The organism is Saccharopolyspora sp. NPDC049426 (assembly GCF_040676935.1).
Classification (GTDB): Bacteria; Actinomycetota; Actinomycetes; order Mycobacteriales; family Pseudonocardiaceae; genus Saccharopolyspora.
In genome coordinates this window covers 154,848-177,559 of the sequence record NZ_JBFAPZ010000001.1, presented here as the reverse complement: position 1 = coordinate 177,559, position 22,712 = coordinate 154,848, and the positions used below count along the sequence as shown (strand labels likewise).

Annotated in this window: 21 protein-coding genes; 10 read left to right on the top strand and 11 right to left on the bottom strand. The window is 69.8% G+C overall.

Features of this window, described 5'->3' with window-relative positions:
• Nucleotides 1-225 precede the first annotated feature (225 nt).
• Both AB0J78_RS00805 and AB0J78_RS00800 read right to left on the bottom strand, forming a co-directional pair.
• On the bottom strand, nucleotides 226-1,416 hold the full coding sequence (locus AB0J78_RS00805; RefSeq protein WP_363785500.1) for an ATP-binding protein: 1,191 nt from the start codon (nucleotides 1,414-1,416) through the stop codon (nucleotides 226-228).
• 346 nt (nucleotides 1,417-1,762) lie between these two features.
• The gene (locus AB0J78_RS00800) at nucleotides 1,763-3,040 is read right to left on the bottom strand and encodes an acetyl-CoA C-acetyltransferase (protein ID WP_363785497.1); all 1,278 of its coding nucleotides are present in this window, start codon (nucleotides 3,038-3,040) and stop codon (nucleotides 1,763-1,765) included.
• A 126-nt stretch (nucleotides 3,041-3,166) separates the two neighbouring features.
• Here AB0J78_RS00800 and AB0J78_RS00795 point away from each other — a divergent pair, with 126 nt between their 5' ends.
• Together AB0J78_RS00795 and AB0J78_RS00790 are read left to right on the top strand one after the other, a co-directional pair.
• Nucleotides 3,167-4,498 (top strand): 3-oxoacyl-ACP reductase, encoded by a 1,332-nt coding sequence (locus tag AB0J78_RS00795; RefSeq protein ID WP_363785494.1) that lies wholly within the window; start codon nucleotides 3,167-3,169, stop codon nucleotides 4,496-4,498.
• Between the two features lie 14 nt (nucleotides 4,499-4,512).
• Entirely contained in the window at nucleotides 4,513-5,349 is an 837-nt protein-coding gene (locus AB0J78_RS00790; RefSeq protein ID WP_363785492.1) for a MaoC/PaaZ C-terminal domain-containing protein, read from the top strand.
• A gap of 65 nt (nucleotides 5,350-5,414) precedes the next feature.
• Here the strand turns inward: AB0J78_RS00790 and AB0J78_RS00785 are convergent, their stop codons facing one another.
• Entirely contained in the window at nucleotides 5,415-6,092 is a 678-nt protein-coding gene (locus AB0J78_RS00785) for a TetR/AcrR family transcriptional regulator (RefSeq protein WP_363785490.1), read from the bottom strand.
• Between the two features lie 120 nt (nucleotides 6,093-6,212).
• Between AB0J78_RS00785 and AB0J78_RS00780 the strand changes: the two genes are divergently transcribed.
• The 3 genes from AB0J78_RS00780 to AB0J78_RS00770 all read left to right on the top strand — a co-directional run bounded on the left by AB0J78_RS00780 (nucleotide 6,213) and on the right by AB0J78_RS00770 (nucleotide 8,094).
• Nucleotides 6,213-6,767 carry an SCP2 sterol-binding domain-containing protein gene (locus AB0J78_RS00780; protein WP_363785487.1) on the top strand — a complete coding sequence of 185 codons (555 nt, stop codon included), beginning with the start codon at nucleotides 6,213-6,215 and terminating at the stop codon, nucleotides 6,765-6,767.
• 473 nt (nucleotides 6,768-7,240) lie between these two features.
• Nucleotides 7,241-7,522: a hypothetical protein gene (locus AB0J78_RS00775; protein ID WP_207918846.1), complete on the top strand. Its 282-nt coding sequence runs from the start codon at nucleotides 7,241-7,243 to the stop codon at nucleotides 7,520-7,522.
• A gap of 101 nt (nucleotides 7,523-7,623) precedes the next feature.
• Nucleotides 7,624-8,094, top strand: a complete 471-nt coding sequence (locus tag AB0J78_RS00770; protein ID WP_363785485.1) for a pyridoxamine 5'-phosphate oxidase family protein — start codon at nucleotides 7,624-7,626, stop codon at nucleotides 8,092-8,094.
• Nucleotides 8,095-8,135: 41 nt separating this feature from the next.
• Here the strand turns inward: AB0J78_RS00770 and AB0J78_RS00765 are convergent, their stop codons facing one another.
• The 3 genes from AB0J78_RS00765 to pdhA are packed head-to-tail and all read right to left on the bottom strand — an operon-like array spanning nucleotide 8,136 to nucleotide 11,750.
• Complete coding sequence (locus tag AB0J78_RS00765) at nucleotides 8,136-9,479, bottom strand: dihydrolipoamide acetyltransferase family protein (protein WP_363785483.1); 1,344 nt, start codon at nucleotides 9,477-9,479, stop codon at nucleotides 8,136-8,138.
• A 13-nt stretch (nucleotides 9,480-9,492) separates the two neighbouring features.
• Nucleotides 9,493-10,509 (bottom strand): alpha-ketoacid dehydrogenase subunit beta, encoded by a 1,017-nt coding sequence (locus tag AB0J78_RS00760; protein WP_363785480.1) that lies wholly within the window; start codon nucleotides 10,507-10,509, stop codon nucleotides 9,493-9,495.
• Nucleotides 10,509-11,750, bottom strand: coding sequence for a pyruvate dehydrogenase (acetyl-transferring) E1 component subunit alpha (gene pdhA, locus AB0J78_RS00755; RefSeq protein ID WP_363785477.1), 1,242 nt, complete (start codon nucleotides 11,748-11,750; stop codon nucleotides 10,509-10,511). The genes AB0J78_RS00760 and pdhA overlap by 1 nt, the downstream gene beginning before the upstream one ends.
• A gap of 457 nt (nucleotides 11,751-12,207) precedes the next feature.
• Between pdhA and AB0J78_RS00750 the strand changes: the two genes are divergently transcribed.
• From AB0J78_RS00750 to AB0J78_RS00735, 4 genes are read left to right on the top strand one after another with little or no spacing between them, the layout of a single operon-like run.
• Nucleotides 12,208-12,846, top strand: a complete 639-nt coding sequence (locus AB0J78_RS00750; RefSeq protein ID WP_363785475.1) for a GPP34 family phosphoprotein — start codon at nucleotides 12,208-12,210, stop codon at nucleotides 12,844-12,846.
• 54 nt (nucleotides 12,847-12,900) lie between these two features.
• On the top strand, nucleotides 12,901-14,316 hold the full coding sequence (locus tag AB0J78_RS00745; RefSeq protein ID WP_363785473.1) for a M20/M25/M40 family metallo-hydrolase: 1,416 nt from the start codon (nucleotides 12,901-12,903) through the stop codon (nucleotides 14,314-14,316).
• Nucleotides 14,313-15,143 (top strand): ABC transporter ATP-binding protein, encoded by an 831-nt coding sequence (locus AB0J78_RS00740; RefSeq protein WP_363785471.1) that lies wholly within the window; start codon nucleotides 14,313-14,315, stop codon nucleotides 15,141-15,143. The genes AB0J78_RS00745 and AB0J78_RS00740 overlap by 4 nt, the downstream gene beginning before the upstream one ends.
• Nucleotides 15,140-15,805, top strand: a complete 666-nt coding sequence (locus AB0J78_RS00735) for a hypothetical protein (protein WP_363785469.1) — start codon at nucleotides 15,140-15,142, stop codon at nucleotides 15,803-15,805. Before AB0J78_RS00740 ends, AB0J78_RS00735 begins: the two co-directional genes overlap by 4 nt.
• Here AB0J78_RS00735 and AB0J78_RS00730 read toward each other — a convergent pair.
• From AB0J78_RS00730 to AB0J78_RS00710, 5 genes are all read right to left on the bottom strand, one after another.
• Nucleotides 15,769-15,963, bottom strand: coding sequence for a PspC domain-containing protein (locus AB0J78_RS00730; protein WP_363785466.1), 195 nt, complete (start codon nucleotides 15,961-15,963; stop codon nucleotides 15,769-15,771). The genes AB0J78_RS00735 and AB0J78_RS00730 overlap by 37 nt on opposite strands.
• 149 nt (nucleotides 15,964-16,112) lie before the next feature.
• Nucleotides 16,113-16,517, bottom strand: a complete 405-nt coding sequence (locus AB0J78_RS00725; RefSeq protein ID WP_363785464.1) for a hypothetical protein — start codon at nucleotides 16,515-16,517, stop codon at nucleotides 16,113-16,115.
• A 29-nt stretch (nucleotides 16,518-16,546) separates the two neighbouring features.
• The gene (locus AB0J78_RS00720) at nucleotides 16,547-18,121 is read right to left on the bottom strand and encodes a glycosyltransferase 87 family protein (RefSeq protein WP_363786343.1); all 1,575 of its coding nucleotides are present in this window, start codon (nucleotides 18,119-18,121) and stop codon (nucleotides 16,547-16,549) included.
• 144 nt (nucleotides 18,122-18,265) lie between these two features.
• Nucleotides 18,266-21,352 carry a transglycosylase domain-containing protein gene (locus AB0J78_RS00715; protein ID WP_363785461.1) on the bottom strand — a complete coding sequence of 1,029 codons (3,087 nt, stop codon included), beginning with the start codon at nucleotides 21,350-21,352 and terminating at the stop codon, nucleotides 18,266-18,268.
• Nucleotides 21,353-21,455: 103 nt separating this feature from the next.
• The gene (locus AB0J78_RS00710) at nucleotides 21,456-21,860 is read right to left on the bottom strand and encodes a DUF5318 domain-containing protein (RefSeq protein ID WP_207918906.1); all 405 of its coding nucleotides are present in this window, start codon (nucleotides 21,858-21,860) and stop codon (nucleotides 21,456-21,458) included.
• A gap of 212 nt (nucleotides 21,861-22,072) precedes the next feature.
• Here AB0J78_RS00710 and AB0J78_RS00705 point away from each other — a divergent pair, with 212 nt between their 5' ends.
• Entirely contained in the window at nucleotides 22,073-22,696 is a 624-nt protein-coding gene (locus tag AB0J78_RS00705; protein ID WP_363785458.1) for a PadR family transcriptional regulator, read from the top strand.
• The last annotated feature ends 16 nt before the right edge of the window (nucleotides 22,697-22,712 follow it).

Below are 22,712 nucleotides of genomic sequence, written 5' to 3'. Positions count from 1 at the left end.
CCAGGTCGGGGGTCCGACAGCACCGCGGGGTCATCATGAATATCGACACCCACCCTGGGTTCGTTACACACGTTGCACGATGTGTCTTAGGTCACTGTTATTCACCCGCTCCGGCGGCGGAAGGGCGCGGAAACCGCACGGCTCGTGTCGATGTTGGCCGTCCATCGCCTCGCATCAGGCGATCTAGCACTCTTCCTATACGAGGCTAGAGATCGCGATGGACCGCTAGTCCTGGGTCAGCAGGTAGCGGCCGAAGTGCGGGACCGTGAAGGCGATCTGGCCGCGCTCCCCGGAGTAGACGAGCCCTTTCTTGATCAGCGCGTCGCGGGCCGGGGACAACGACGACGGACGTCGCTCCAGGTACTCGGCGATCTTGGCCGTGGGCGCGGGCTCGTCCTTGCCCTCGACGAGCTCCGCCATCGCCCGCAGGTACTCGCGCTCCGCCGGGGTCGCCCGCTCGTAGCGGGAGCCGAAGAAGCCGACCGCCAGCTCCGACTCCGCCTCCGGAGCCGCGAGCCGGACGTCCTCCTCGGCGATCTCGGTGCGCACGGCAGCGTCCCAGGTCGCCTTGCCGTAGGCCTGCACGAAGTACGGGTAGCCGCCCGAGACGGTGAACAACGTGTCTAGCGCGGCCGGGGTGATCTCGGCTTCTTCCCGCTCGATCGGCGCGATCACGGCGCGGTCGGCGTCGGAGCGGTCCAGCCGGTCGATGCGGACGTAGCGGAACAGCCGCTCCGAGTAGGACTTGCTGGCCGACAGCACGGCGGGCACGTGCGGCAGTCCGGCCCCGACGACGACCAGCGGCGCGCCGGACTGGGACAGCTCGTGGCACGCCGCGCACAGCGCGGAGACGTCCTCGGCCTGCACGTCCTGCATCTCGTCGAGCAGCAGCGCGATGCCGGTGCCCACGTCGGCGGCGAGGTCCGCGACCTCGGTGAACAGCTCGACGAGGTCGATCTCGATGTCTCCGGAATCGGCCCGGCCCACTGCGGCGGGCACGTCGATGCCCGGCTGCCAGCGGTCGCGCAGCTTCGCGTCGGCCGGGTTGGCCTTCAGCGCGAACGCCTTCAGCACCGCCAGGACCTCCTCGACCCGGTCCGGGGCGCGGTGGCGGACGGCCAGGTCTCGGATCGCGCGGTGCAGGGCGGCGGACAGCGGGCGACGCAGGCCGGCCTCCGGACGCGCCTCGACCTTGCCCGCGCCCCAGCCGCGCCGGACCGCCATCGAGCGCAGCTCGCCGAGCAGCACGGTCTTGCCGACGCCGCGGAGCCCGGTCAGCACCAGGCTCCGCTCCGGACGTCCGCGGGCGACTCGTTCGAGCACGACGTCGAAGGCGTCCAGCTCGCGAGCGCGTCCGGCCATTTCAGGCGGTCGCTGTCCGGCGCCGGGGGCGAAGGGGTTGCGGACCGGGTCCATAACCGTCGGACTGTATCCGCGTTTCTAGCTCAAATTCGATACTTGGCGAGATTCCGGTACAGGCGTGTCCACCTCCCCACCGGTCCCGGTCCCGGTCCCGATTCCGCCCCCGATCCCGGTGCCGGTGCCGGTGCCGGTGCCGGTGCCGGATTTCAGTGGAAATCCGGAACCCGACTTCCACTGAAATCGGAGCCCTGGTTTCCACTGAAATCCGGTCGGTAAAGGTTCCGGATTGGGGTGTATCCGGGTGTGTAGTGATTTTGCTAGAGATCTGTATACGGCCCGATGGGCATGTGAAAGCCCCGGTCACCGAGGTGCACCGGGGCTTTCGCGTCAGGCGGGGGCGTCAGCGTTCGACGATGGCCGTGAGGCCCTGACCACCTGCCGCGCAGATGGAGATCAGGCCCTTGCCCTGGCCCTTCTCCGACAGCAGCTTGGCGAGCGTGGCGACGATGCGACCACCGGTCGCGGCGAACGGGTGACCCGCGGCCAGCGAGGATCCGTTGACGTTGAGCTTCGCGGTGTCGATCTCGCCCAGGACCTTGTCCCGGCCCAGGCGGTTCTTGCAGAAGTCCGGGTCCTCCCAGGCCTTCAGCGTCGACAGCACCTGCGAGGCGAACGCCTCGTGGATCTCGTAGAAGTCGAAGTCGCCGAGCTGCAGCTCGTTGCGGTCGAGCAGCTTCGGGACCGCGTAGGCCGGGGCCATCAGCAGGCCCTCGTCACCGCTGACGTGGTCGACGGCGGCCGGCGCGATGTCCGACAGGTAGGCCAGCACCGGGATGTTGTTGGCCTTGGCCCACTCCTCGCTGGCCAGCAGCACCGTGGAGGCGCCGTCGGTCAGCGGGGTCGAGTTGCCCGCGGTCATAGTGGCGCCCTCGCCCTTGCCGAACACCGGCTTGAGCTTGGCGAGCTTGTCCACCGAGCTGTCCGGGCGCAGGTTCTGGTCCTTGGCCACGCCCTGGAACGAGGTGATCAGGTCGTCGAAGAAGCCGCGGTCGTAGGCGGCGGCGAGCCGGTGGTGGCTGCGCGCGGCCAGCTCGTCCTGGGCTTCGCGGGTGATCTCCCAGGCCAGCGCGGTCTTCGCCGCGTGCTCACCCATGGACAGACCGGTGCGCGGCTCGGAGTTCTGCGGGATCTCCGGCACCACGTGCTGCGGCCGGGCGCCGGCCAGCGCCTTGATCTTGGCGCCGGTGGTCTTGGCGTGGTTGGCCTTGAGCAGCACCCGGCGGAAGTCGTCGTTGACCGCGATGGGGGCGTCGCTGGCGGAGTCCACGCCGCCGCCGATGCCGACCTCGATCTGGCCGAGCGCGATCTTGTTCGCGACCGAGACGACCGCTTCCAGCCCGGTCGCGCACGCCATCTGCACGTCGTGGGCGGGCGTGCGAGGGTCGAGCTTGGAACCCAGCACGGTTTCGCGGGCGAGGTTGAAGTCACGGCTGTGCTTGAGCACGGCGCCGGCGACGAACTCGTCCACGGTCTTGTCCGCGAGGCCGAACCGCGCGACCAGCCCGTCGAGCGCGGCGGTGAGCATGTCTTGGTTGGACGCGCGAGCGAAGGGACCGCCGGATCGCGCGAACGGGATCCGATTGCCGCCGAGGATCGCGACTCGCCGAACGGTGGTCATACCTACTCCCTCGTTGCTGGTTCGTTCCTGGCCAATCTAATCTACTCGCGGGTAGGTTAGCCGTCGAGCGACCGCGCGACTTCGTGTCCGAACCCTCATGAACCGCCTCCTCGGGAGTGTCCAGAGATGTCCGATCGATACCAGCAGTTCACCCAGTCCGCGTTCGGGCGCCAGTTCGTCAAGAAGCTTGGCCTGCCCGACCCGACCCCGCTGCGCCGCTTCAAGCCCGGCGAGCCGCTGATCACCGGTCCGGTGCTGCTCGGCGGTTCGGGCCGGCTCGCCGACTCGCTGAACGCGACCTTGCAGGAAGTCGGTGCCGACGTCCGCAAGGAGCGCGCCGACGACGAGCGCTACGCCGCCCTGGTCTTCGACGCCACCGGAATCACCTCCAGCGAGGGCCTGCGCGCCCTGTACGAGTTCTTCGCGCCCGCGATCCGGCAGATGGACCGCTGCGGACGGCTGATCGTCCTCGGCACCCAGCCGGAAGCATTGTCCGACCCGCGCGCGGCCACCGCTCAGCGCGCGCTGGAGGGCTTCACCCGCACCGCGGGCAAGGAGCTCAAGCGCGGCGCCACCTCCCAGCTGGTCTACGTCGCCGACGGCGCCGAGAAGGCCACCGACTCCACGCTGCGCTTCCTGCTGTCCGGCAAGTCCGCCTACGTGTCCGGCCAGGTCCTCCGCATCGGCAAGGCCGACGTGCCGGAGATCGCCCAGGACCGCCCGCTGCAGGGCAAGATCGCGCTGGTCACCGGTGCTTCCCGGGGCATCGGCGCGTCCATCGCCGAAACCCTGGCGCGCGACGGCGCCCACGTGGTCTGCCTGGACGTGCCCGCGCAGGGCGGCGAGCTCAGCGAGGTCGCCAACCGCATCGGCGGCTCGGCCCTCCAGCTCGACATCACCGCTGAGGACGCCCCCGCCAAGCTCGCCGAGCACTTCAGCGAGCGGCACGACGGCCTGGACATCGTGGTGCACAACGCGGGCATCACCCGCGACAAGACGATCGGCCGGATGAGCGAGGCCCAGTGGGACTCGGTGCTCGCGGTGAACCTGACCTCGCAGGAGCGCATCAACGAGAAGCTGCTCGGCAAGGGCTCCCCGCTGCGCGCCGGTGGCCGGATCATCTGCGTGTCGTCGATGAGCGGCATCGCCGGCAACGTCGGCCAGGGCAACTACGCCGCGTCGAAGGCCGGTGTGATCGGGCACGTGCAGTCCACCGCGCCGCTGGCCGCGAAGAAGGGCGCCACCATCAACGCGGTCGCGCCGGGCTTCATCGAGACCAAGATGACCGCGGCGATCCCGCTGTTCGTGCGGGAAGCCGGTCGCCGGATGAACAGCATGTCGCAGGGCGGCCAGCCGGTCGACGTCGCCGAGACCATCGCCTGGTACGCCAACCCCGCGTCGGGCGGCGTCAACGGCAACGTGGTCCGGGTCTGCGGCCAGAGCCTGCTCGGCGCCTGAGGTCGGGAGAGGACATGCCGGAACTTTCCACCGCTCCGAACCTGGGGTCGCTGTACCTCAAGGCCGCCGCGACGGGCCCGACCCGCCGGGGCGGCGAGCTGCCCGACACCGAGTACGTGCGGCGCGGGATCACCATCGATCCCGTGCATCTCGCCGAGTACAACCGGGTCTGCGGGTTCGGGTTGCGCGACGAGCTGCCGATCACCTACCCGCACATCCTGTCGTTCCCGGCGTCGGTGCAGCTGATGACCGACAAGGGCTTCCCGTTCCCGCTGGTCGGCCTGGTGCACGTGGCCAACCGGATCCAGCAGGACCGGCCGCTGCTGGTGACCGACGAGCTGACGCAGAAGGTCCGGGTCGCCGACCTGCGCCCGCACCCGAAGGGCAAGCAGTTCGACGTGGTCACCGAGACCAGCGTCGACGACGAGGTCGTCTGGCGGGAGACCAGCACCTACCTGCGGGTGGGCAAGCGGGACGAGAACGCCCCGCAGCAGCGGCGCCGGGAGATCGAGCCGGGCGCGGCGTCGGGCACGTGGCGGGTCCCCGCCGACATCGGCCGCGAGTACGCGGCGGTGTCCGGCGACCGCAACCCGATCCACCTGCACCCGCTGACCGCGAAGGTCTTCGGCTTCCCGAAGGCGATCGCGCACGGCATGTGGTCCAAGGCCCGCTGCCTGGCTGCGCTGGAGGGCCGGATCCCCGGGGCGTTCACGGTGGACGTCGACTTCGCCAAGCCCCTGCTGCTTCCGTCGAAGGCCGACTTCACGATGCGCCCGACGGGCTCCGGCTGGGACTTCGCCCTGCACTCCCGGTCCGGAAAACCGCACCTCACGGGCTCGATCACGAGCTGACCCGACGACCGGCCCCCTGCCGCGGACGACCCGTCGCAGGGGGCCGGTCCGTCGCGGCGCGGTGGTCAGGAGCCGGTGGGGTCCTCGGTCTGGGAGGACGGGAACCAGGAGCGGCCTTCGACGAGCTCGCCGAAGCCGAGCCAGAGCATGTTCATCAGGCGCATGGCCATGCCCTCGGCGGTGAAATCGGGGTGCTGGAACCACCACTCGACGAGCGCTTCACCCGCTCCGACCAGGGCCGCCGCGAAGGGTTCGGTCTGCTCGGACTGCATCGGCTGCGGCTGGTCGGTGGTCGCCTCGGCGAGCAGCGCCGCGATCAGCTGGGTGGCGCGCTCCCGCCATTCGGAGAGCTCCTGGACGTAGGGCTCGCCGGGCACGTCTCCCTGGCGGTGCAGCAGCTGCCAACCCGCCTTGTTGACGTGCACGTACTCGAAGAACATGTGCAGGCGGTGCCAGAGCTGGTCGGCCGGGGCCAGACCGGTCCCGATGTCCGCTCCGATGGCTTCGACCAGCTTCGCGGCCTCGCGGCGGACGCAGGCGACGAACAGCTCGTCCTTGGCACCGAGGTAGGCGTAGAGCATCGGTTTCGAGATGCTCGCGGTCTCGGCGATCTCGTCCATCGACGCGTTGTGGAAACCGTGCTTGGCGAACACCTCCACGGCTGCGTCGAGAATCTGCCGCTCGCGAACGGCCCTCGGCAAACGCCGGGAACGCGGGCGCTCGCTGTCCCGATGATCTTCCATCTCACCTCATACCCTGGTAATTCGCCTCAGGTTAGTTGGAGCGACTCAGTTCTGGTGCCTTGCCCGCCAACCTACTCGTGCGTAGTCTTACCCTCCGGTAGGTAATGGAGGTGGGCAGCGATGCCTCAATCCCCGTCGGACCCCATCGCGACCCTCGCCCACGTCGACCCGCGGGAGATCGACAAGGCCGAGCTGGTCCAGCTGCTGCGCGCCGCCTCCGAATCCGCCGCCGGCGGCGGGATCGACCTCAGCGAACTGACCCCCGACCAGTTCGCGCGGCTGATCTCGCGCGCCTCGGAGGACCAGCTCAACGCCGTGCTCGCCAGGCCGGAACTGCGCGAGAACATCATCGACGAGGTCTTCCGGCGCATGAGCGAGCACTACCAGCCCGAACACGCCAAGCGCCGTCACGCGGTGGTCAACTGGCGGATCGGCAAGGGCGAGGACCTGCTGCACTACGAGTGCGCGCTCACCGACGGCCGCTGCCAGGTGACCAAGGGCGCCCAGCACGACGCCGCGACGGTCACCATCACCATGGTCCCGCTGGACTTCCTGCAGCTGACCTCCGGCAACACCACCGCCCCGAAGCTGGTGATGGCGCGGCGGGTCAGGCTCGCCGGCGACATCGGTTTCGCCGTCAACCTGCCCAAGCTCTTCCAGATACCGAAGGCGTGAACTTCCCCTCGGACACCGGGTCGGCGGAAAAAGCCCCCCACGGCGACCCGGCACCAAGCGAACGGACCGCGCTCCCCACCCCCAAGTGGAGCCGGTCCGTTCGCGTTCTCCCGGCCTCGTCCCTTTAGCAGATCAACTTGTTCCAGAGGTTAACCGCAGGTCAGTGGCATATGACACGGTGCGGAATTGCACAACGGGTACCGGTGTTGACTAGGTAGAGGGCAGTATGCGGCTTGGCGGATGTGTGAGATCGATTCATCCGGCTGGATCGGGATCGTTGTTGCACCATGTGCGTGGGCAGGTGCAAGGCACTGATCCAATTGGGTGAACCGCGTGCCGCCGCGTCAGGATGAGCGGCGGCATGCGTCCCACCGGTGGGTGAAGGACCCGCGAGGTCCAACGCTCATCGAACGAGCTCCGCGGGGAGGGCTCGGCTCGGCCAACGCTTCGATGACGAACGGGAGGGCGAAGCGGTGAAGAAGTTGACGACGCCTGAGGTGGAAACGCCGATCTTCAAGCAGCTCAACAACGAGCTCGGCGAACTGCCGGAGATCGACATCCACGACTTCGACAAGCACGCGTTCGACTTTCTCCGCGAGTACGACGAGCAGAAGTCCCAGGAGCCCGAGCAGGAGACCTCGGCGGAGGCGGGAGAACCCGTCGCCGTGTCGGCAGGCTCCGCCTCCGGTTCCGGATCTTCGAGCTCCGGGAACTCCGGATCCCGCCGCGGCGGACGCCGTCGCAAGGGGAACTGACCAGACTTGGCCGAACGGCCCGCACCGCATCCGGGGGGATGGCAGGGGCGGGCCGTTCGTCTGTCCTGGCGCTGTCGGTGCCGCCTGCCACTCTGGTCGGCATGACCGGATGGCAGGAGTTCGCCGAACAGGCACCTGAGCTGGCCTCGGCCGCTCGGGCTCGGCTGGAGTCGATGCAGCACCACGTGCTGGCGACGTTGCGCCAGGACGGCGCGCCGCGCGTGAGCGGCACGGAGGCCGGCTGGTACGGGGGAGACCTGACGTTCGGGTCCATGCCCGGCGCCCGCAAGGCCCGCGACCTGCAGCGCGACGGGCGCTTCGCGCTCCACACCAACCCCGGCGACGGGACGATGTCCGCACCGGACGTCAAGATCTCCGGCGTGGCCGTCGAGGTCACCGGCGACGAGCAGGCCGCGTGGGTGACCGAGGCGCAGCCGCCGCAGACCGACGCCCACCTCTTCCGCTGCGCGATCACCGAGGTCGTCACCACCAGGCTCTCCGACGACCAGACCCACCTGGTGATCACCTCGTGGACCCCCGACCAGGGGGTTCGGGTCTTCAAGCGCACGTGAGGGGCGCCCCGGGCTCGCCGGGAACGCCCCTCGGCCGTGCATCAGTAGGTGAACGCCATGCTCGGGTTCGCCAGCAGCGCGCCCACGTCGGCGAGGTACTGGGAGCCCTGCTGACCGTCGACCACGCGGTGGTCGAAGCTCAGCGCCAGCTGGCACACCTTGCGCGGCACCACCTGGCCGTCGACCACCCACGGCATGTCGCGGATCGCGCCGAAGGCGAAGATCGCGGACTCACCGGGGTTGATGATCGGCGTGCCGGTGTCGACGCCGAAGACGCCGACGTTGGTGATGGTGATCGTGCCGCCGACCATGTCCGCAGGAGTCGTCTTGCCCTCCCGGGCGGTGTTGGTCAGCTGCTCCAGGGCCTCGGCGAGCTCGCGCAGCGACATCCGGTCGGCGTCGCGGACCTTGGGCACCACCAGTCCGCGGGGCGTGGCCGCCGCGACCCCGAGGTGCACGTAGTCCTTGTAGACGATCTCGCCCGCCGCCTCGTCCCAGGTCGCGTTGACGTCCGGGGTCCGGCGGGCGGCCAGGCACATGGCCTTGGCCGCGAACGCCAGCGGCGTGATCTTCACACCGCGGAACGCCGGGTCCGACTTGAGCTGCTCGCGCAGCTCCATCATCGGCGTGACGTCGACGGTCAGGAACTCGGTGACGTGCGGAGCGGTGAACGCGCTGTCCACCATCGCCTGCGCGGTCGCCTTCCGGACGCCCTTGATCGGCACCCGCCGCTCGCGGTCACCGGAAGGAGCGGCGGCCGGCGTGGCCGGAGCAGCGGTCGGAGCCGCCGCGGCCTGGACGTCGTCGCGGGTGATCACGCCACCCGAGCCGGACCCGGCCAGCGAGCGCAGGTCGACGCCGAGGTCCTTGGCGAGCTTGCGGACCGGCGGCTTGGCCAGCGGCACGAACCCACCGGCCTCTTCGACCTGCGGTTCCTCCGGTTCCGGCGGTGCGACGGCGGTGGCGGTCGCGGTGCCGTTGGTCGGCGTGCCGTTGGTGGCCGGGTGCCGGTCCTTGCGCGGACGCCGCTTGGCCGCCGAGGTCCGCGGACCGTAGCCGACCAGCGTGGCGATCCGGCCGTTGGACTCCTCGCCGATCTTGCCCGAGCCCTCGTCCGGCTCGTGTTCCGGTTCGGGGTCGGCACCGGCCATGTCGATGCTGATGATCGGCGTGCCGACCTCGACGGTCTGGCCCGGCTCCACCAGCAGGTCGCGGATCGTGCCCGCCCACGGGCAGGGCAGCTCCACCGACGCCTTGGCCGTCTCGATCTCCACGATCACCTGGTTGACGGTGACGTTCTCGCCCGGCTGCACCTTCCAGCCGACGATCTCCGCCTCGGTCAGGCCTTCGCCGACGTCGGGCAGCGGGAACTTCTTGAGCGCCATCGATGAACTCCCCTCAGTACGCCAGCGAACGGTCGACGACGTCCAGCACCCGGTCGAGGTCGGGCAGGAAGCCCTCCTCCAACTTCGACGGCGGGTAGGGCGTGTCGAACCCGGTCGCCCGCAGCACCGGGGCCTCCAGCGAGTAGAAGCACTCCTGCTGCACCCGACTGGCGATCTCCGAGGTCACCGACGACTCCGACGGCGCCTCGCTGACCAGCACCAACCGGCCGGTGCGACGCACCGACTCGAACACCGGACCCAGGTCCAGCGGGGACAGCGCGCGCAGGTCCACGACCTCCAGGTCCAGCCCGTCCTCGGCCGCAGCGGTCGCCGCGTCGAGGCAGGTGCGCACCATCGGGCCGTAGGCCGCGACGGTCACCGCCGAGCCGGACCGCACGACGCGGGAGCTCAGCAGCGGCAGCGGATCGATGGAGGTGTCGAGCTCCGCCTTCTCGTAGTAGCGGCGCTTGGGCTCGAAGAACAGCACCGGGTCGTCGCACTCGATGGCCTGCTGCAGCATCCAGTAGGCGTCCACCGGGTTCGAGCAGGACACCACCTTCAGGCCGGCGATGTGCGCGAACAGCGACTCCGGCGATTCCGAGTGGTGCTCCACGGCACCGATGCCGCCGCCGAAGGGCACCCGGATGACGATCGGCATCTTGACCTTGCCCTGGCTGCGGTAGTGCAGCTTGGCGAGCTGGCTGATGATCTGGTCGAAGCCGGGGAAGATGAAGCCGTCGAACTGGATCTCGCACACCGGCCGGTAGCCGCGGATGGCCAGGCCGATCGCGGTGCCGATGATCCCGGACTCGGCCAGCGGGGTGTCGAGCACCCGGTGCTCGCCGAAGTCCTTCTGCAGGCCGTCGGTGATGCGGAAGACGCCGCCGAGCTTGCCGACGTCCTCACCCATGATCAGCACCTTCGGGTCGCGCTCCAGCGAAGCGCGCAGCCCCATGTTCAGCGCCTTGGCGATGGTGACGGTCTGGGTCCCCGACGGGGTGGTCGGGCGTTCGAGAGCGGGCGCGGCCATCAGTGAACACCTCCCGCCACCGCGTTTCCGCTGGCAGCCTCGTCGGCGAATCCGGACAGGTAGCGCAGGTAGTCCTCGCGCTGCGCGGCGATCTGCGGGGTCTCCTCGGCGTAGACCTGCGAGAACAGCCGTTCCGGTGGCGGCTCTGGCATGTTGAAGCAGAACTCGCGGAACCGCGCGGCGAGCTGGTCCGCCTCGGCGTCGATGGAATCGAAGAAGTCCTGGTCAGCGGCGTGCTCGCGGATCAGGTGCACCCGGAGTCGCTCGATCGGGTCCTTGAGCTTCCAGGCTTCCTGCTCGTCGGACATCCGGTAGCGGGTCGGGTCGTCGGAGGTGGTGTGGGCGTCCATCCGGTAGGTGAACGCCTCGATGAGCACCGGGCCGTTGCCGTTGCGGCACTCCTCCAGCGCCCACTTCGAGACGGCGAGGCTGGCCAGCACGTCGTTGCCGTCCACCCGGATGCCGGGGAAGCCGTAGCCGCTGGCGCGCTGGTAGAGCGGTACTCGGGTCTGGCGCTCCAGGGGCTCGGAGATCGCCCACTGGTTGTTCTGGCAGAAGAAGACGACCGGTGAGTCGTAGACGGCCGACCACACCATGGCCTCGTGCACGTCGCCCTGGCTGGTGGCGCCGTCGCCGAAGAACACCATCGTGGCTTCGCCGTCGGGATCGCCGACCTTGCCGTCGAAGCGCTGGCCCATGGCGTACCCGGTGGCGTTGAGGCACTGGTTGCCGATGACGATCGTGTACAGGTGGAACCCGGTGCTCGTGGGGTCCCAGCTGCCGTGGTCGGTGCCGCGGAAGATGCCCAGCAGCTCGGTGGGGTCGATGCCGCGGGTCCAGGCCACGCCGTGCTCCCGGTAGCTCGGGAACGCCATGTCCTGCGGTTTCATCGCCCGCCCCGCACCGATCTGGGCGGCCTCCTGGCCCAGCAGCGGCACCCAGATGCCCAGCTGGCCCTGGCGCTGCAGGGCGTTGCCCTCCCGGTCGGCGCGACGGACCAGCACCATGTCGCGGTACAGGTCGCGCAGCTGCTCGGGGGAGATGTCGATGTCGAAGTCGGGGTGCGAAACCCGCTGGCCTTCTGGGGTGAGGAGCTGAACGAGGTCAGCCCCGCCTTCACTCGTCGCGCGCAAACCGGCGATCACCTGCTCCCGTGTGGGCTTGGCTGCGGTTGCGGCAGGGAGGTCGGTGCGCTTCGCGGGCGGATTACCTGAAGAGGACGTCCATTGCTCGGGGGACATGTGTGATCTCCTCGTGTCGCGCCGACGACCACCGCTTGTGGCGGTGGAGACCGGCTTGCTCCGCCGACCTGCCGTTGACCTGGTGGGTCACCCGGCCGGCCCGAGCGGAGCGATGGATCGCTCCTCGTCATCCTGGCACGAAAACCGCGTGGGCCGTGAGCCCTGCCACAGGGAGTGGATCGGTACAGCAGCGAGCGATCAACTCCCGTGAGATCACGGTAGTTCTTCTGTGGACGGACCGAATTCGCAGGTCATCGAATTAATGGAGGACCAACTAACGAGTTACGGACCATTGCAGTACCGATATTGGGGAGGCCGCGTCTCAGCTTGCGCGAATACGACAACCCCCACCCCGGTGACGCCCCCCGAACAGACCAGTGCACGAGTTCGACTGACAAACGTCACGAGCTCGCGCTGAAGACCGCCGTCGCGCCCTGATCGCTGCCAGACTCCTGGCATGACCGCGCTGAGCTTGCCCGAGGAGTTCGTGCTGCTGCTGCACAAGCCCAACGGCTCCTACTACTCGACCTCCGACTACACCGGCGCCGCCGAGCTGGGCGAACTGGTGCTGACCGAACGCGTCGGGTTGGAGAAGAAGAAGCTGACCGTGCTGGACGCCGAACCGGCCGGCGTCGGCTGGATCGACCAGACCATCGGGTTCCTCCAGCACAAGGCGGGCCCGAAGCGGAAACCCGTGGCGGCCACGACGTTCATCCAGAGCCGCCGGGGTGCGCGCAAGGTGCACGCCGCTTCCCTCGCCGAACGCGGACTGATGCACCGCGAGCAGAAGTCGTTCCTGCGGATCTCCTACGACAGGTTCGCGCCGGATCCGGGCACGCGAGACGCGCTGATCGCCCGCATCAGGGCCGCCGCTCGCAACGAGGTGGAACTCGACGAACGCCTGGCCCTGCTCGCGGCGCTCACGCACGCCACCGGGCTGTACGTGGTCTTGGGCCTGGACCGGGCCGAGCGCAAGCGGCTCAAGGAGATCAGCAAGGGCGAGCAGCTCGGCGGCGCCGTCCGCGACGTCATCGCGCAGACCACCGCCACGATCACCGCGGTGACGGTGGCCGGTGCGGCGGCTTCGAGCAGCTGACCGACTCACGCCACGGGCCGACGCGCCTCCGGGCGCGGGCATAGGATCGCGCTCGTGGATCGAGCTGCTGTTTCCAAGACCGTTGACCAGGCGTGGGACGAAGCGATTCTGCCGAGTCTGTCCGAGCTGGTGAGGATCCCCGCCGTGTCGCCGTCGTTCGACGCCGACTGGGAGAACACCGGACACCTCGACGCCGCCATCGAGCACGTGCGGGCGTGGATCGACGGCCGCGGCATCGAAGGCGCCGAGATCGACGTCGTCCGATTGCCCGGACGGACCCCGCTGCTGCTGGTGGACGTTCCCGGATCGGCCGACGCCCCGGACGAGTCCGTGCTGCTCTACGGCCACCTCGACAAGCAGCCGCCGCTGGGCGGCTGGTCGGAGGGCCTGGACCCGTGGACCCCGGTGGTGCGCGACGGCAAGCTCTTCGGCCGGGGCGCCGCAGACGACGGCTACGCCGGGTACGCGGCCGTCACCGCGATCGAGGCGGTCCGCGCGAACGGCGGCTCGCACGCGCGCTGCGTCGTGCTGCTGGAGACCGGCGAGGAATCCGGCAGCCCCGACCTGCCCGCCTACCTGGAACACCTGCGGGACCGGCTCGGCGCCGTGTCCCTGGTGGTGTGCCTGGACTCCGGCGCCGGTGACTACCAGCGGATGTGGCTGACCAACTCGCTGCGCGGCATGGTCCAGCTGGAGGTCGAGGTGCAGGTGCTCGACTCCGGGCTGCACTCCGGCATCGCCAGCGGCATCGTGCCCAGCTCGTTCCGGATCATGCGGCAGCTGCTCGACCGCATCGAGGACTCCGCCACCGGCGAGATCCTGCTGCCCGAGCTCACCGTGTCCATCCCGGAGAACCGGATCGCGGAGACCCGCGCGGCCATCGAGGCCGTGCCCGGCATGGTCACCGGCTCCGTGCCGTGGCCGGAGGGCATGCGGCCGGTCACCGACGACGAGGTGGAGCTGGCGCTGAACAACGCCTGGCGGCCGACTCTGTCGGTGATCGGCGCGGACGGGCTGCCCAAGCCCGCCGACGCCGGCAACGTCCTGCGCCCGTCGACGACGCTGCAGCTGAGCTTCCGGTTGCCGCCGACCGCCGACCCCGAAGCCGCGCTGGCCGCCGTGCAGCGGCGGCTGTCGGAGGAGGTGCCCTACGGCGCCCGCGTCAGCTTCGGGCACTCCGAAGCGGGCCTGGGCTGGAACGCGCCGGACCCGGCCCCGTGGCTGTCCGGGGCGCTGGACGTCGCGGCTGAGGAGATCTTCGGTGCGGGCTGGCGGACCCTGGGCCTGGGCGGCTCGATCCCGTTCATGGGGTTGCTGCACGAGGCCTACCCGGACGCGCAGTTCGTGGTCACAGGCGCCCTCGGCCCGGACAGCAACGCCCACGTCCCGGACGAGAACCTGAACCTCGCCTTCGCCGCCAAGATCACCAGCGCCATCGCCTACGTGCTCGACGCCCACGCGACTCGGTGAGCAGCACCGCCGCGCAGCCCGTCGCGGCCGTGTCCGGTCTGACCAAGCGGCACGGCCGGCACGCGGTGCTGCGCGGCGTCGACCTGGCGGTCCACCCCGGCGAGGTGGTCGGCGTCCTGGGCTCCAACGGCTCCGGCAAGTCGACGCTGCTGCGGGTCCTGGCCGGGGTGTCCCGGCCGTCCGGCGGTGCCGTCCGGACCGTGCCGCGCGTGGGCTACGTGCCGGACCGGTTCCCGGCGCGGCAGCGGATGAGCGCCCGCGCCTACCTCCGCCACCTCGGTCGGATCAGCGGCCTGACCAGCTCCGACGCCGATGAACGCGCGGCTCGGTGGCTGGCGCGGTTCGCCCTGGCCGGTGGTCCGGACGCGCCGCTGCGGGAGCTGTCCAAGGGCAACGCGCAGAAGGTGGCGCTCGCCCAGGCGCTGCTGACCGAACCGGAGCTGCTGGTGCTCGACGAGCCGTGGTCCGGACTGGACGTCGAGACCCGTCCGGTGCTCACCGAGGTCATCGCGGAGGTGGCGGCCGAAGGCGCCGCCGTCGTGTTCACCGATCACCGCCCGGAGCTCGTGCGCACCGCGGCCACCCGGTCGTACCGGTTGACCGGAGGGCGGCTCGTCGAGTTCGAAGCCGGGGTCGCGACCTGCCGGATCGTGCTGCACGGCGGCCGGGCCGCCGACTGGTCCGGGTGCGACGGCGTGCTCGACGTCCGCCGCGGGCGGACGGTGGAGCTGGAGGTGGAATCGACCCGGCGGGAAGCCGTGCTGGCGGAGGCGATCGAGCTCGGCTGCTCGGTCGTCGCGGTGGAATCCCCCGGGAGGCAGCGGTGATCGCGCTGGTCCGCTACCAGCTCGCCGAGCTCTGGCACTCCCAGCGGTACGTGCCGCCCGTGCTGGTCCACATCGGACTGCTCGCTGTCTTCTACAGCACGAACCAGGGTCCCGCGCTGCCCGGGTACGCGGTCACGGCCGCCTCCTCGCTGGTGGTGGCGTGCTGGTTGACGATCGCCCTGGCCGGGTTGTCCGGCCCGGAGCAGCGGATGATCATCGCCGCGCACGCGGGCTCGTCCACCCGCGTGCTGATCGGCGTGGTGCTGACCGCGCTGTCGTGCTCGGCCGGGCTCGCGGTGCTGGCGGTGGGCTGGGGCGCCGTCACGCACGACGCCCACGTCCCGCTCACCACGCTCGCCCTCGGCCTGCTGGTGCACCTGATCTGCTCGGTCTTCGGCGTCGCCGTGGCGCTGCCGTGCTCGGCCCTGGTGATCCCCCGCATCGGATACACCCTGGTCGCGGCGGTGGTCCTGCTGACGGTGACGCTGCTGGCGAAGTGGGTTCCCCTCGCGTTCCCACTGCTGTTCGCCCTCGGCGCCGACACCGCACCCCCTGCGGTGCTCGTGCAGGCCGCCCTCACGGCGGTGCTGCTGCTGGTCCTGACAACGGCGTTGACCGCGTGGCGTCAGGACTTCGGGATGAGCGCCCAGAGGACGATGTAGGCCACGAACTGCGGGCCCGGGAGCAGGCAGGAGAGCAGGAAGAGGATCCGGACGGTCGTCGGCTTCATGCCGAAGCGCCGCGCCAGGCCGGCGCAGACCCCGGCGATCACCGCCTGGTCCTTCGGACGGGACAGGGACATCTTCTGGTAGGTCGTCATGCACTCAGAATGCGTTGCGGGCGCCCGCGAAACCTCAGGGAAGAGCCCTGACCAACCCCGGACCCCGCCCCTGGCCCTCCCTCACCATCGCGAAACGCCGTCGCGGCCCTCGGGAATCCCGGGGGCCGCGACGATCTGCGCTGGTCCGATCAGCAAGCGGGGGTGTAGGTGCGGGTCGCCAGGACCTTCTCGCCCGAGGTGACCTCGAACTTGGTGGTGGTGTTGTTGGGCACCGAGGTGCTGGAGACGATCAGGCCCTTGGCTCCCACCGAACCGGAGCCCTTGGTCTCGCCGTTGACCTTGACCTCGTAAGGCGTCATCGGTGCGTCAGGCGCGCCGGTGATCCGGTACTCCACGACCGGGGTGTGGGCCGCGTCGGGGAACGCGGGCGCGAGCATCGGCATCGAGGCGACCATGGCCGACATGTCCTGGCACTTGGCCTCACCGAGCTGGACCTGGACCGGGGCCGGTGGCGCGGCCGTCGCGGCCGTGGCCGCAGCGGGGATGGCCACCGCGACTGCGGCGAGAACGACGGTCAGCATGCGACCTGACATCTGAGAAGCACCTCCACGAGACGAGCGGATCAGCGCTTCGAAGCTAGAGCCCCCCGGCCCGCAGCGAGAGTTCGCTGCCCCCAACGAGCGACACCGGGTAACACGAACCGGTCCCGGGAGCCGTCGAGCAGACCGCCGCACGGGTCGTCGATGCCGCCGGGGTGCTCGCCGCAGACCGTCAGCGCGGTGCGCACCTTGTCGCGGGCCGGATCGAGGATCTCGCGGACGATCAGCACGCACAACAGCACGACCATCGCGTCCCGGACCAGCACCGCGCCCAGGAACCAGCCCTCCGGCAGTCCCTTGTTGGCCGTGCCCAGGTAGTAGTACATGCGCGGCGCCCACACGGCGGCGTCGACGACCATCCAGGTCAGCAGCAACCGCCAGCGCGGGATCGCCAGCACCGCCAGCGGAACCAGCCACAGCGAGTACTGCGGGCTCCACACCTTGTTGGTCAGCAGGAACGCCGCCAGCACCAGGAAGCACAGCTGAGCCACGCGCGGCCGGGTCGGAGCGGCCAGCGCGAGCCAACCGATCGCCAGGCAGGCCAGCAGGAACAGCCCGAGGCTGACCGCGTTGAGCACCACCGGCGTCGCGCCCGCCGGCAGCTGCCCGTCGAAACCGCCCCAACCGGTGAAGTGCATCAGCGCGTTGTACAGCGAGTCCGGGTCGGCGGGCCGTTGGCTGTTCAGCCGGAAGAACTCGCCCCAGCCGTCCGGGTACGCCAGCAGGATCGGGACGTTCACCGCTAGCCACGCCACCGCGGCGGCCAGCACCGCGCGCGCGGCGTCGGGCAGCTTCCCCGCGCGCCAGGCCAGGATCAGCAGCGGTCCGAGGAAGAACAGCGGGTAGAGCTTGGTGGCGCCGCCGATGCCGATCAGCACCCCGGCCAGCGCGGGTCGTCGCCTCGCCCAGGCCAGCAGACCGGCGGTTCCCAGCGCCGCGGCCAGGGCGTCGAAGTTGATGAAGGCGTGCGCGAAGACCAGCGGCGAGGCGGCGGCCAGCGCGACGTCCCAGACGCGGCGGCGGGCCAGCAGGACCAGCGCCCAGACGGTCACCAGCCAGGCCGCCGCCAGCCACAGCGCGGTGATGTTGAAGTACAGGACGCTGGTGAGTCCACCCGGGAGCCAGCCGAAACCGGCCAGCGTCGCCCAACCGTCGGCGGTGCGGGCGTTGATCCACTGGAAAAGCCCGGTCAGCACCGGGTATTCCATGTAGCGGACCTGCTCGTTCGGCGTGCCCTGGTTCTCCACCCAGCCGGTCTTGTACGGGAAGGCGTTGTCCGGCGCGAGATCTCCCACGCCGTAGCGCGGGATGATGTCGGTGTAGCACATGGCGACGTACTGCTTGCTGTTCCGCCAGTCCAGCTGCGGACCGCTGCCGGTGTCGTAGGTGATCTGGCAGGGCGCCTTGAACAGCCACGCCGCGGCCAGCGTCAGCACCGCCAGCAGCAGGATCACCCGCAGCGGCGTCCAGAACCACTGCCGCCCTACCTGCGCGTGCCTGCCGAGCGGACCGCCGAAGAGCCGACTGACCTTGCGCGGGAACGACTCCGTCCAGGTCGGCGGGACCCGATCCGCCGGTGAGAGGGACGAACTGTCCACCGCTGCCGCGAGCACGTTCCCCGAGGACGCCGCTGTTTCCCGATCGGCGGATTCGTTGGTGGACACGCCCGGATGCTACTTGGCCCCGAAAAGCAGGAAGGGCACCCGCCGGGTGGACGGGTGCCCTTCCTGCTTCAGCTCCGACTACTCGCCGAACCGACGCGTTGGTGCGACGTCACCGGGGCTGCTCGTCTCGGACTCGCACGGCGGCTCGAAGAACCCGCCGCAGTCCTGACCGTCACCGGGCTTCTCCCGGCTGGTCGTCGGCTCCTGGTCCTGCGAGTCGCTCGGCATCGTGGGCGGCGGCGCCGAGCTCGACGGCGGCTCCGACGAGGTCGGGGGCGGCGGCAGCGGGATGTCCTGGAACTGACCGATGGTGTCGGTCTTCTTGAACTGCTCCACCTTGAGTCCCTTGTGGTAGCTGTTCATGAACTGCTGCCACACCATCGCCGGGTACTTGCCGCCGTAGAAGCTGGTGCCCGAGTTGTCCTCCAGCGGGATGTTGCGGCCGTTCTCGCTGGCCAGCATCGACACCGAGGTGGACAGCTGCGGAGTCGCACCGATCATCCACGCGGTGGCGTTGTCCTTGGTGTCCAGGTACTGGTGCGTACCGGTCTTGGACATCACCGGCCGGCCGCCTTCGAGACCCCGCTTGGCGTGGTCGGCGACGTCGAACATCGACGCGATCGTGTTGTAGGCCAGCTTCGCGGCCTCCGACTCCGACTCGTCGTAGAGCGTCTTGACCGGCTCGTTGTGGATCTTGATCGCCGGACCCTCGCGCGGCGTGATCTCCCGAACCAGGTGCGGGGTGTGCGACTTGCCCTGGTTCGCCAGCGTCGCGTACGCGTTGGCCATGTCGATCGGCTTCACCGGGTACATGCCCAGCGCGACACCGGACTGGGTCTGACCGTCGGCGTTCTGCAGGGTCTTGGTCGAGCCCTTGCCCGACTTGTACTCCGTCGGGACGCCGGCGGCGTGCGCGGCCTCGGCGATGGCCGGCGGCCCGAACCGGGACGCCATGTTGACGAACACGGTGTTCACCGACTTCGTCATCGCCTCGCGGACACCGCAGTGGTTCGGCACGTCGCAGGCCACGTTCGGGGCGTTGGCGAACTCGGTTCCCGCGATCGTCTGCGGGCTGCTGCCGTCGTAGAACTCGCCGATGCCGATGCCCTTGTGCAGACCCGCCAGCACCGCGAACGGCTTGAACGACGAACCGGGCTCGGTGGGCGCGACCGCCCAGTCGTAGCCACCGACGTCCCCGCCGCCGCCGTAGTACGCCTTGACCTCACCGCTCTTGGGCTCGACCGCCACCAGCGAGGTCTTGATGTTGTCCGGCAGCGTGTTCTCGGCCTGGGTGGTGGCGGCCTCGACCGCCGCCTTCTGGGCCTTCGGGTCGATCGTCGTCTTGATCTTGAAGCCCTCGCGGGCCAGCGTGTCCTCGTCGTAGCCGGCCTCTTCGAGCTCCCGGAGGACCTGGTCCTTGATCTTGAACTGGTCCGGGGTCAGCCGCCGGTCGATCCGCCAGTCGCTCTGACCGCGGGTCTCGGGCAGCTGCAGGCCCTCGCGCTCGGCAGCGGGCAGGAAGCCGTTCTTGACCATCTGGTCGAGCACGTAGTCGAACCGCGAGGTGGCCTGCTCCATGTCCTCGCGCGGGTCGTTGCCCTTCGGGCGCTGCACCATGCCCGCCAGCACCGAAGCCTCGGCCGGGGTGATCTCGCTCGGCTTCTTGCCGAAGTAGGCGTTGGCCGCCGCGGTGATGCCGTTGGCGCCTCGGCCGTAGTAGGCGGTGTTGAGGTACGACAGGAGGATGTCGTCCTTCTCGCGCTCGTTGGTGATCTTGAACGCGAGCACGATCTCCTTGATCTTGCGGACGTAGTCGGGATCCGACTTGTTCAGCTCGAGGTCGAGCTTGATGAACTGCTGGGTGATCGTCGAACCACCACCGACACCGGAGCCCGTGAACATGAAGAACACCGACCGGGCGATGCCCTGGAAGTCGAAGCCGGGGTTGGTGTAGAAGCTCGCGTCCTCGGCCGAGATCGTCGCGTCCCGCAGCGGCTTGGACACCTGGTTGAGATCGCGGACGACCTCGCGCGAACCGTCCGAGCTCACCGTCGCCAGCGGCGAGTCGTCCGCGTAGGTGATGGTGATCGGCTGCTTCATGTTCAGCAGCTTCTGCTCATCCGGCGCTTCCCAGAACAGGTAGCCGTAGATGAACACCAGCGTCGGGATGATCACCGCTGCGGCCGCGCCCACGTAGCAGGCCCTGCGGATGCGCCGCCACAGGACGGCGCGCTTGGCTTGGGCGGCACTCATGTCGTCGTCTGGATCCTCGTCGTCGTCCCTGCCCGGGAAAGCGGCGCTGCCGACATCTGCGGCACCGCCGCTCTGGTGGTCGCCGAACCGATCGTCGTCGCCGTAGGGGTCGTCGTCGAAGTCGTCGGCGTAGTAGTTGTACGTCGCCTGGTCCGAGTGCGTCAGCAGATTCGGCTCACGGGTGACACCGGCACCGCCCGAAGCGGCACCTGCGGCAACCGCACCCGCACCGGCGGCAGCACCGGCAGCACCGGCAGCGGCACCACCGGCTCCAGCTGCACCTGCGGCTCCGGCCGCACCTGCGACACCGGCAGCACCGGCAGCACCTGCGGCACCGGCAGCACCTGCGGCACCGGCAGCGCCACGGTCGGCGCCCGGCGTCTGGGGGAGGTTCTGCGTCGGCGCCTCACCTGGTGGCGGCGCGGGACGACCGGCGGGCGGCTGCTGCCCCGCCGGTGGCTGTCCCGGACGGCCCGGGGGAGGAGGCGGTGGTGGTGGTGACGGCGAGTAGCTCGTCGCGTCGTCCTCCCCGTTTAACTTGCTGGTCAGCGGCGACGGGCTCGAACCCGGTGCGGAGTCGTCGTCGAAGGACGGCGTCCACGCACCGGTCGTCTCCTCCGGGGCCTCGGCCCCGGGCCACTGCGGCTGCTGCCCACCGGGCTGCCCGCCGGGACGTCCCGGCGGGGGCGGCGGCTGCTGCCCACCGGCTCCCGGACGACCACCGGGCTGCTCTCCCGGCCACGCCGGACCGCCGGGCGGGGGCGGCGGGGGTCCGCCGGCCGGCCGCTGCGGTGGTCCTGCTTGACCACCGGGAGGGCCGGGGTTCTGCGGCGGGGGTGGCGTGGGGCGACCGTCGGGGTTCGGATGCCGGGAGTGGCGGCCCTTGGCATGGTCGTCACGCTCGTCGTTCACGAGTTGGCCTCCAGGACAGGCGTCGGGGCGACGCCGGTGATGCGTTCACGTCGGGGGTGCGCCGCATCGGCGCGTGCGGGCGTGCCGGGTGCACGACCGAATCTCACTCCGCTGCAGTCTTGCGCCCGGATCGGCCGTCGTTCAAGCCGTTGGTCCCGAGAACGTAAGACAGCACCAGGTGGTTCCAGTTACATGTGCGGCACACCTCGACGACGTAGACGTTGAACTCCTCGAACAGGTTGGCCATCCGGTCCAGCTCTTCGGGTTTGCGCGCCGATCCGGACGCGTGCTTGAGAGCGTCGCCGAACACCCAGGAGACCTGGGTCAGCTCTTCCTTCCTGCACACGGGGCAGGTGGTGTCGCTGGGTTCACCGTGGAACTTCGCCGCCTGAAGCAAGTACGGGTCGGCGTCGCAGACCTCCATCACCCCGACGCGGCCAGCGTGCAACTGCGCGAGGAGCGCTCGGCGCTGCAACGCGTAGTCGACCACTTGCCGTTGGGTCCGCACGACCACAGGGTACGTGCCGCCCCCGCGCGCTCCATGCGCCGTTCAGGGCAGGCGGGCATCTCCGCCACCACGTGCGGTGACGCCGACCACCTCTGGCACCGCTCGACTGTGAGTCTCGATATATCGGCGCGATATACTCCGCCGGGTGCCCCTGCCGACGCTGGCAGTCCTTATTATTCGCGGCGCCTATTAGACGCTCGTAGGAGGTGCAGATGCTCGAACTCGCGGTGCTCGGGCTCCTGCACAGCTCCTCGATGCACGGATACGAGCTGCGGAAACAGCTGAACGACACGCTCGGCGTGTTCCGCGCGCTCTCCTGCGGGTCGCTGTACCCGACGCTGCGCAGGCTGTGCCGGGCCGGGCTGATCGAAGAGGAATCGGACGCCGAGGAGTCCAAGGCGTGGGGCCGCCGCGCCCGCCGCGTGTACCGCATCACCGCCGCAGGTGAGCAGCGCTTCGACGAGCTGGTCGCCGACAGCGGCCCCCGTTCCTGCGAGGACAACGCCTTCGGCGTGCACGTGGTGTTCTTCTCCCGCACGCCCGCCGAGGCGCGCATGCGCATCCTGCTGGCCCGGCGCCGCCGGGTGGAGGAGCGCCAGGAGGGGTTGCGCAGCGCGTTGGCCCGTTCCGGGGAATGCCTCGACCGCTACACGCGGGAACTGCACCGCCTGCGGCTGGACCACAGCGAGCGCGAGGTTCGCTGGCTGGACGAGATCATCGAGACCGAACGCGTCGAGCAGGCAGCTGCCTCGACGTCCGGGCGGCCCGATGCCTGTGGACGCCCAGATGTGGGTAATCAGCCACCGGCACGAATCAAGCAAGGACACGACAGATGACCAAGAAGGAGGGCCC

Bases quoted from the DNA above. Each gene is read 5' to 3' on its own strand.
- AB0J78_RS00730 (WP_363785466.1), bottom strand. From the start codon at position 15,963: ATGACGACCTACCAGAAGATGTCCCTGTCCCGTCCGAAGGACCAGGCG.
- AB0J78_RS00800 (WP_363785497.1), bottom strand. From the start codon at position 3,040: ATGACCACCGTTCGGCGAGTCGCGATCCTCGGCGGCAATCGGATCCCG.
- pdhA (WP_363785477.1), bottom strand. From the start codon at position 11,750: ATGTCCCCCGAGCAATGGACGTCCTCTTCAGGTAATCCGCCCGCGAAG.
- AB0J78_RS00770 (WP_363785485.1), top strand. From the start codon at position 7,624: ATGACCGGATGGCAGGAGTTCGCCGAACAGGCACCTGAGCTGGCCTCG.
- AB0J78_RS00705 (WP_363785458.1), top strand. From the start codon at position 22,073: ATGCTCGAACTCGCGGTGCTCGGGCTCCTGCACAGCTCCTCGATGCAC.
- AB0J78_RS00760 (WP_363785480.1), bottom strand. From the start codon at position 10,509: ATGGCCGCGCCCGCTCTCGAACGCCCGACCACCCCGTCGGGGACCCAG.
- AB0J78_RS00805 (WP_363785500.1), bottom strand. From the start codon at position 1,416: ATGGACCCGGTCCGCAACCCCTTCGCCCCCGGCGCCGGACAGCGACCG.
- AB0J78_RS00780 (WP_363785487.1), top strand. From the start codon at position 6,213: ATGCCTCAATCCCCGTCGGACCCCATCGCGACCCTCGCCCACGTCGAC.
- AB0J78_RS00725 (WP_363785464.1), bottom strand. From the start codon at position 16,517: ATGTCAGGTCGCATGCTGACCGTCGTTCTCGCCGCAGTCGCGGTGGCC.
- AB0J78_RS00750 (WP_363785475.1), top strand. From the start codon at position 12,208: ATGACCGCGCTGAGCTTGCCCGAGGAGTTCGTGCTGCTGCTGCACAAG.
- AB0J78_RS00785 (WP_363785490.1), bottom strand. From the start codon at position 6,092: ATGGAAGATCATCGGGACAGCGAGCGCCCGCGTTCCCGGCGTTTGCCG.
- AB0J78_RS00765 (WP_363785483.1), bottom strand. From the start codon at position 9,479: ATGGCGCTCAAGAAGTTCCCGCTGCCCGACGTCGGCGAAGGCCTGACC.
- AB0J78_RS00790 (WP_363785492.1), top strand. From the start codon at position 4,513: ATGCCGGAACTTTCCACCGCTCCGAACCTGGGGTCGCTGTACCTCAAG.
- AB0J78_RS00795 (WP_363785494.1), top strand. From the start codon at position 3,167: ATGTCCGATCGATACCAGCAGTTCACCCAGTCCGCGTTCGGGCGCCAG.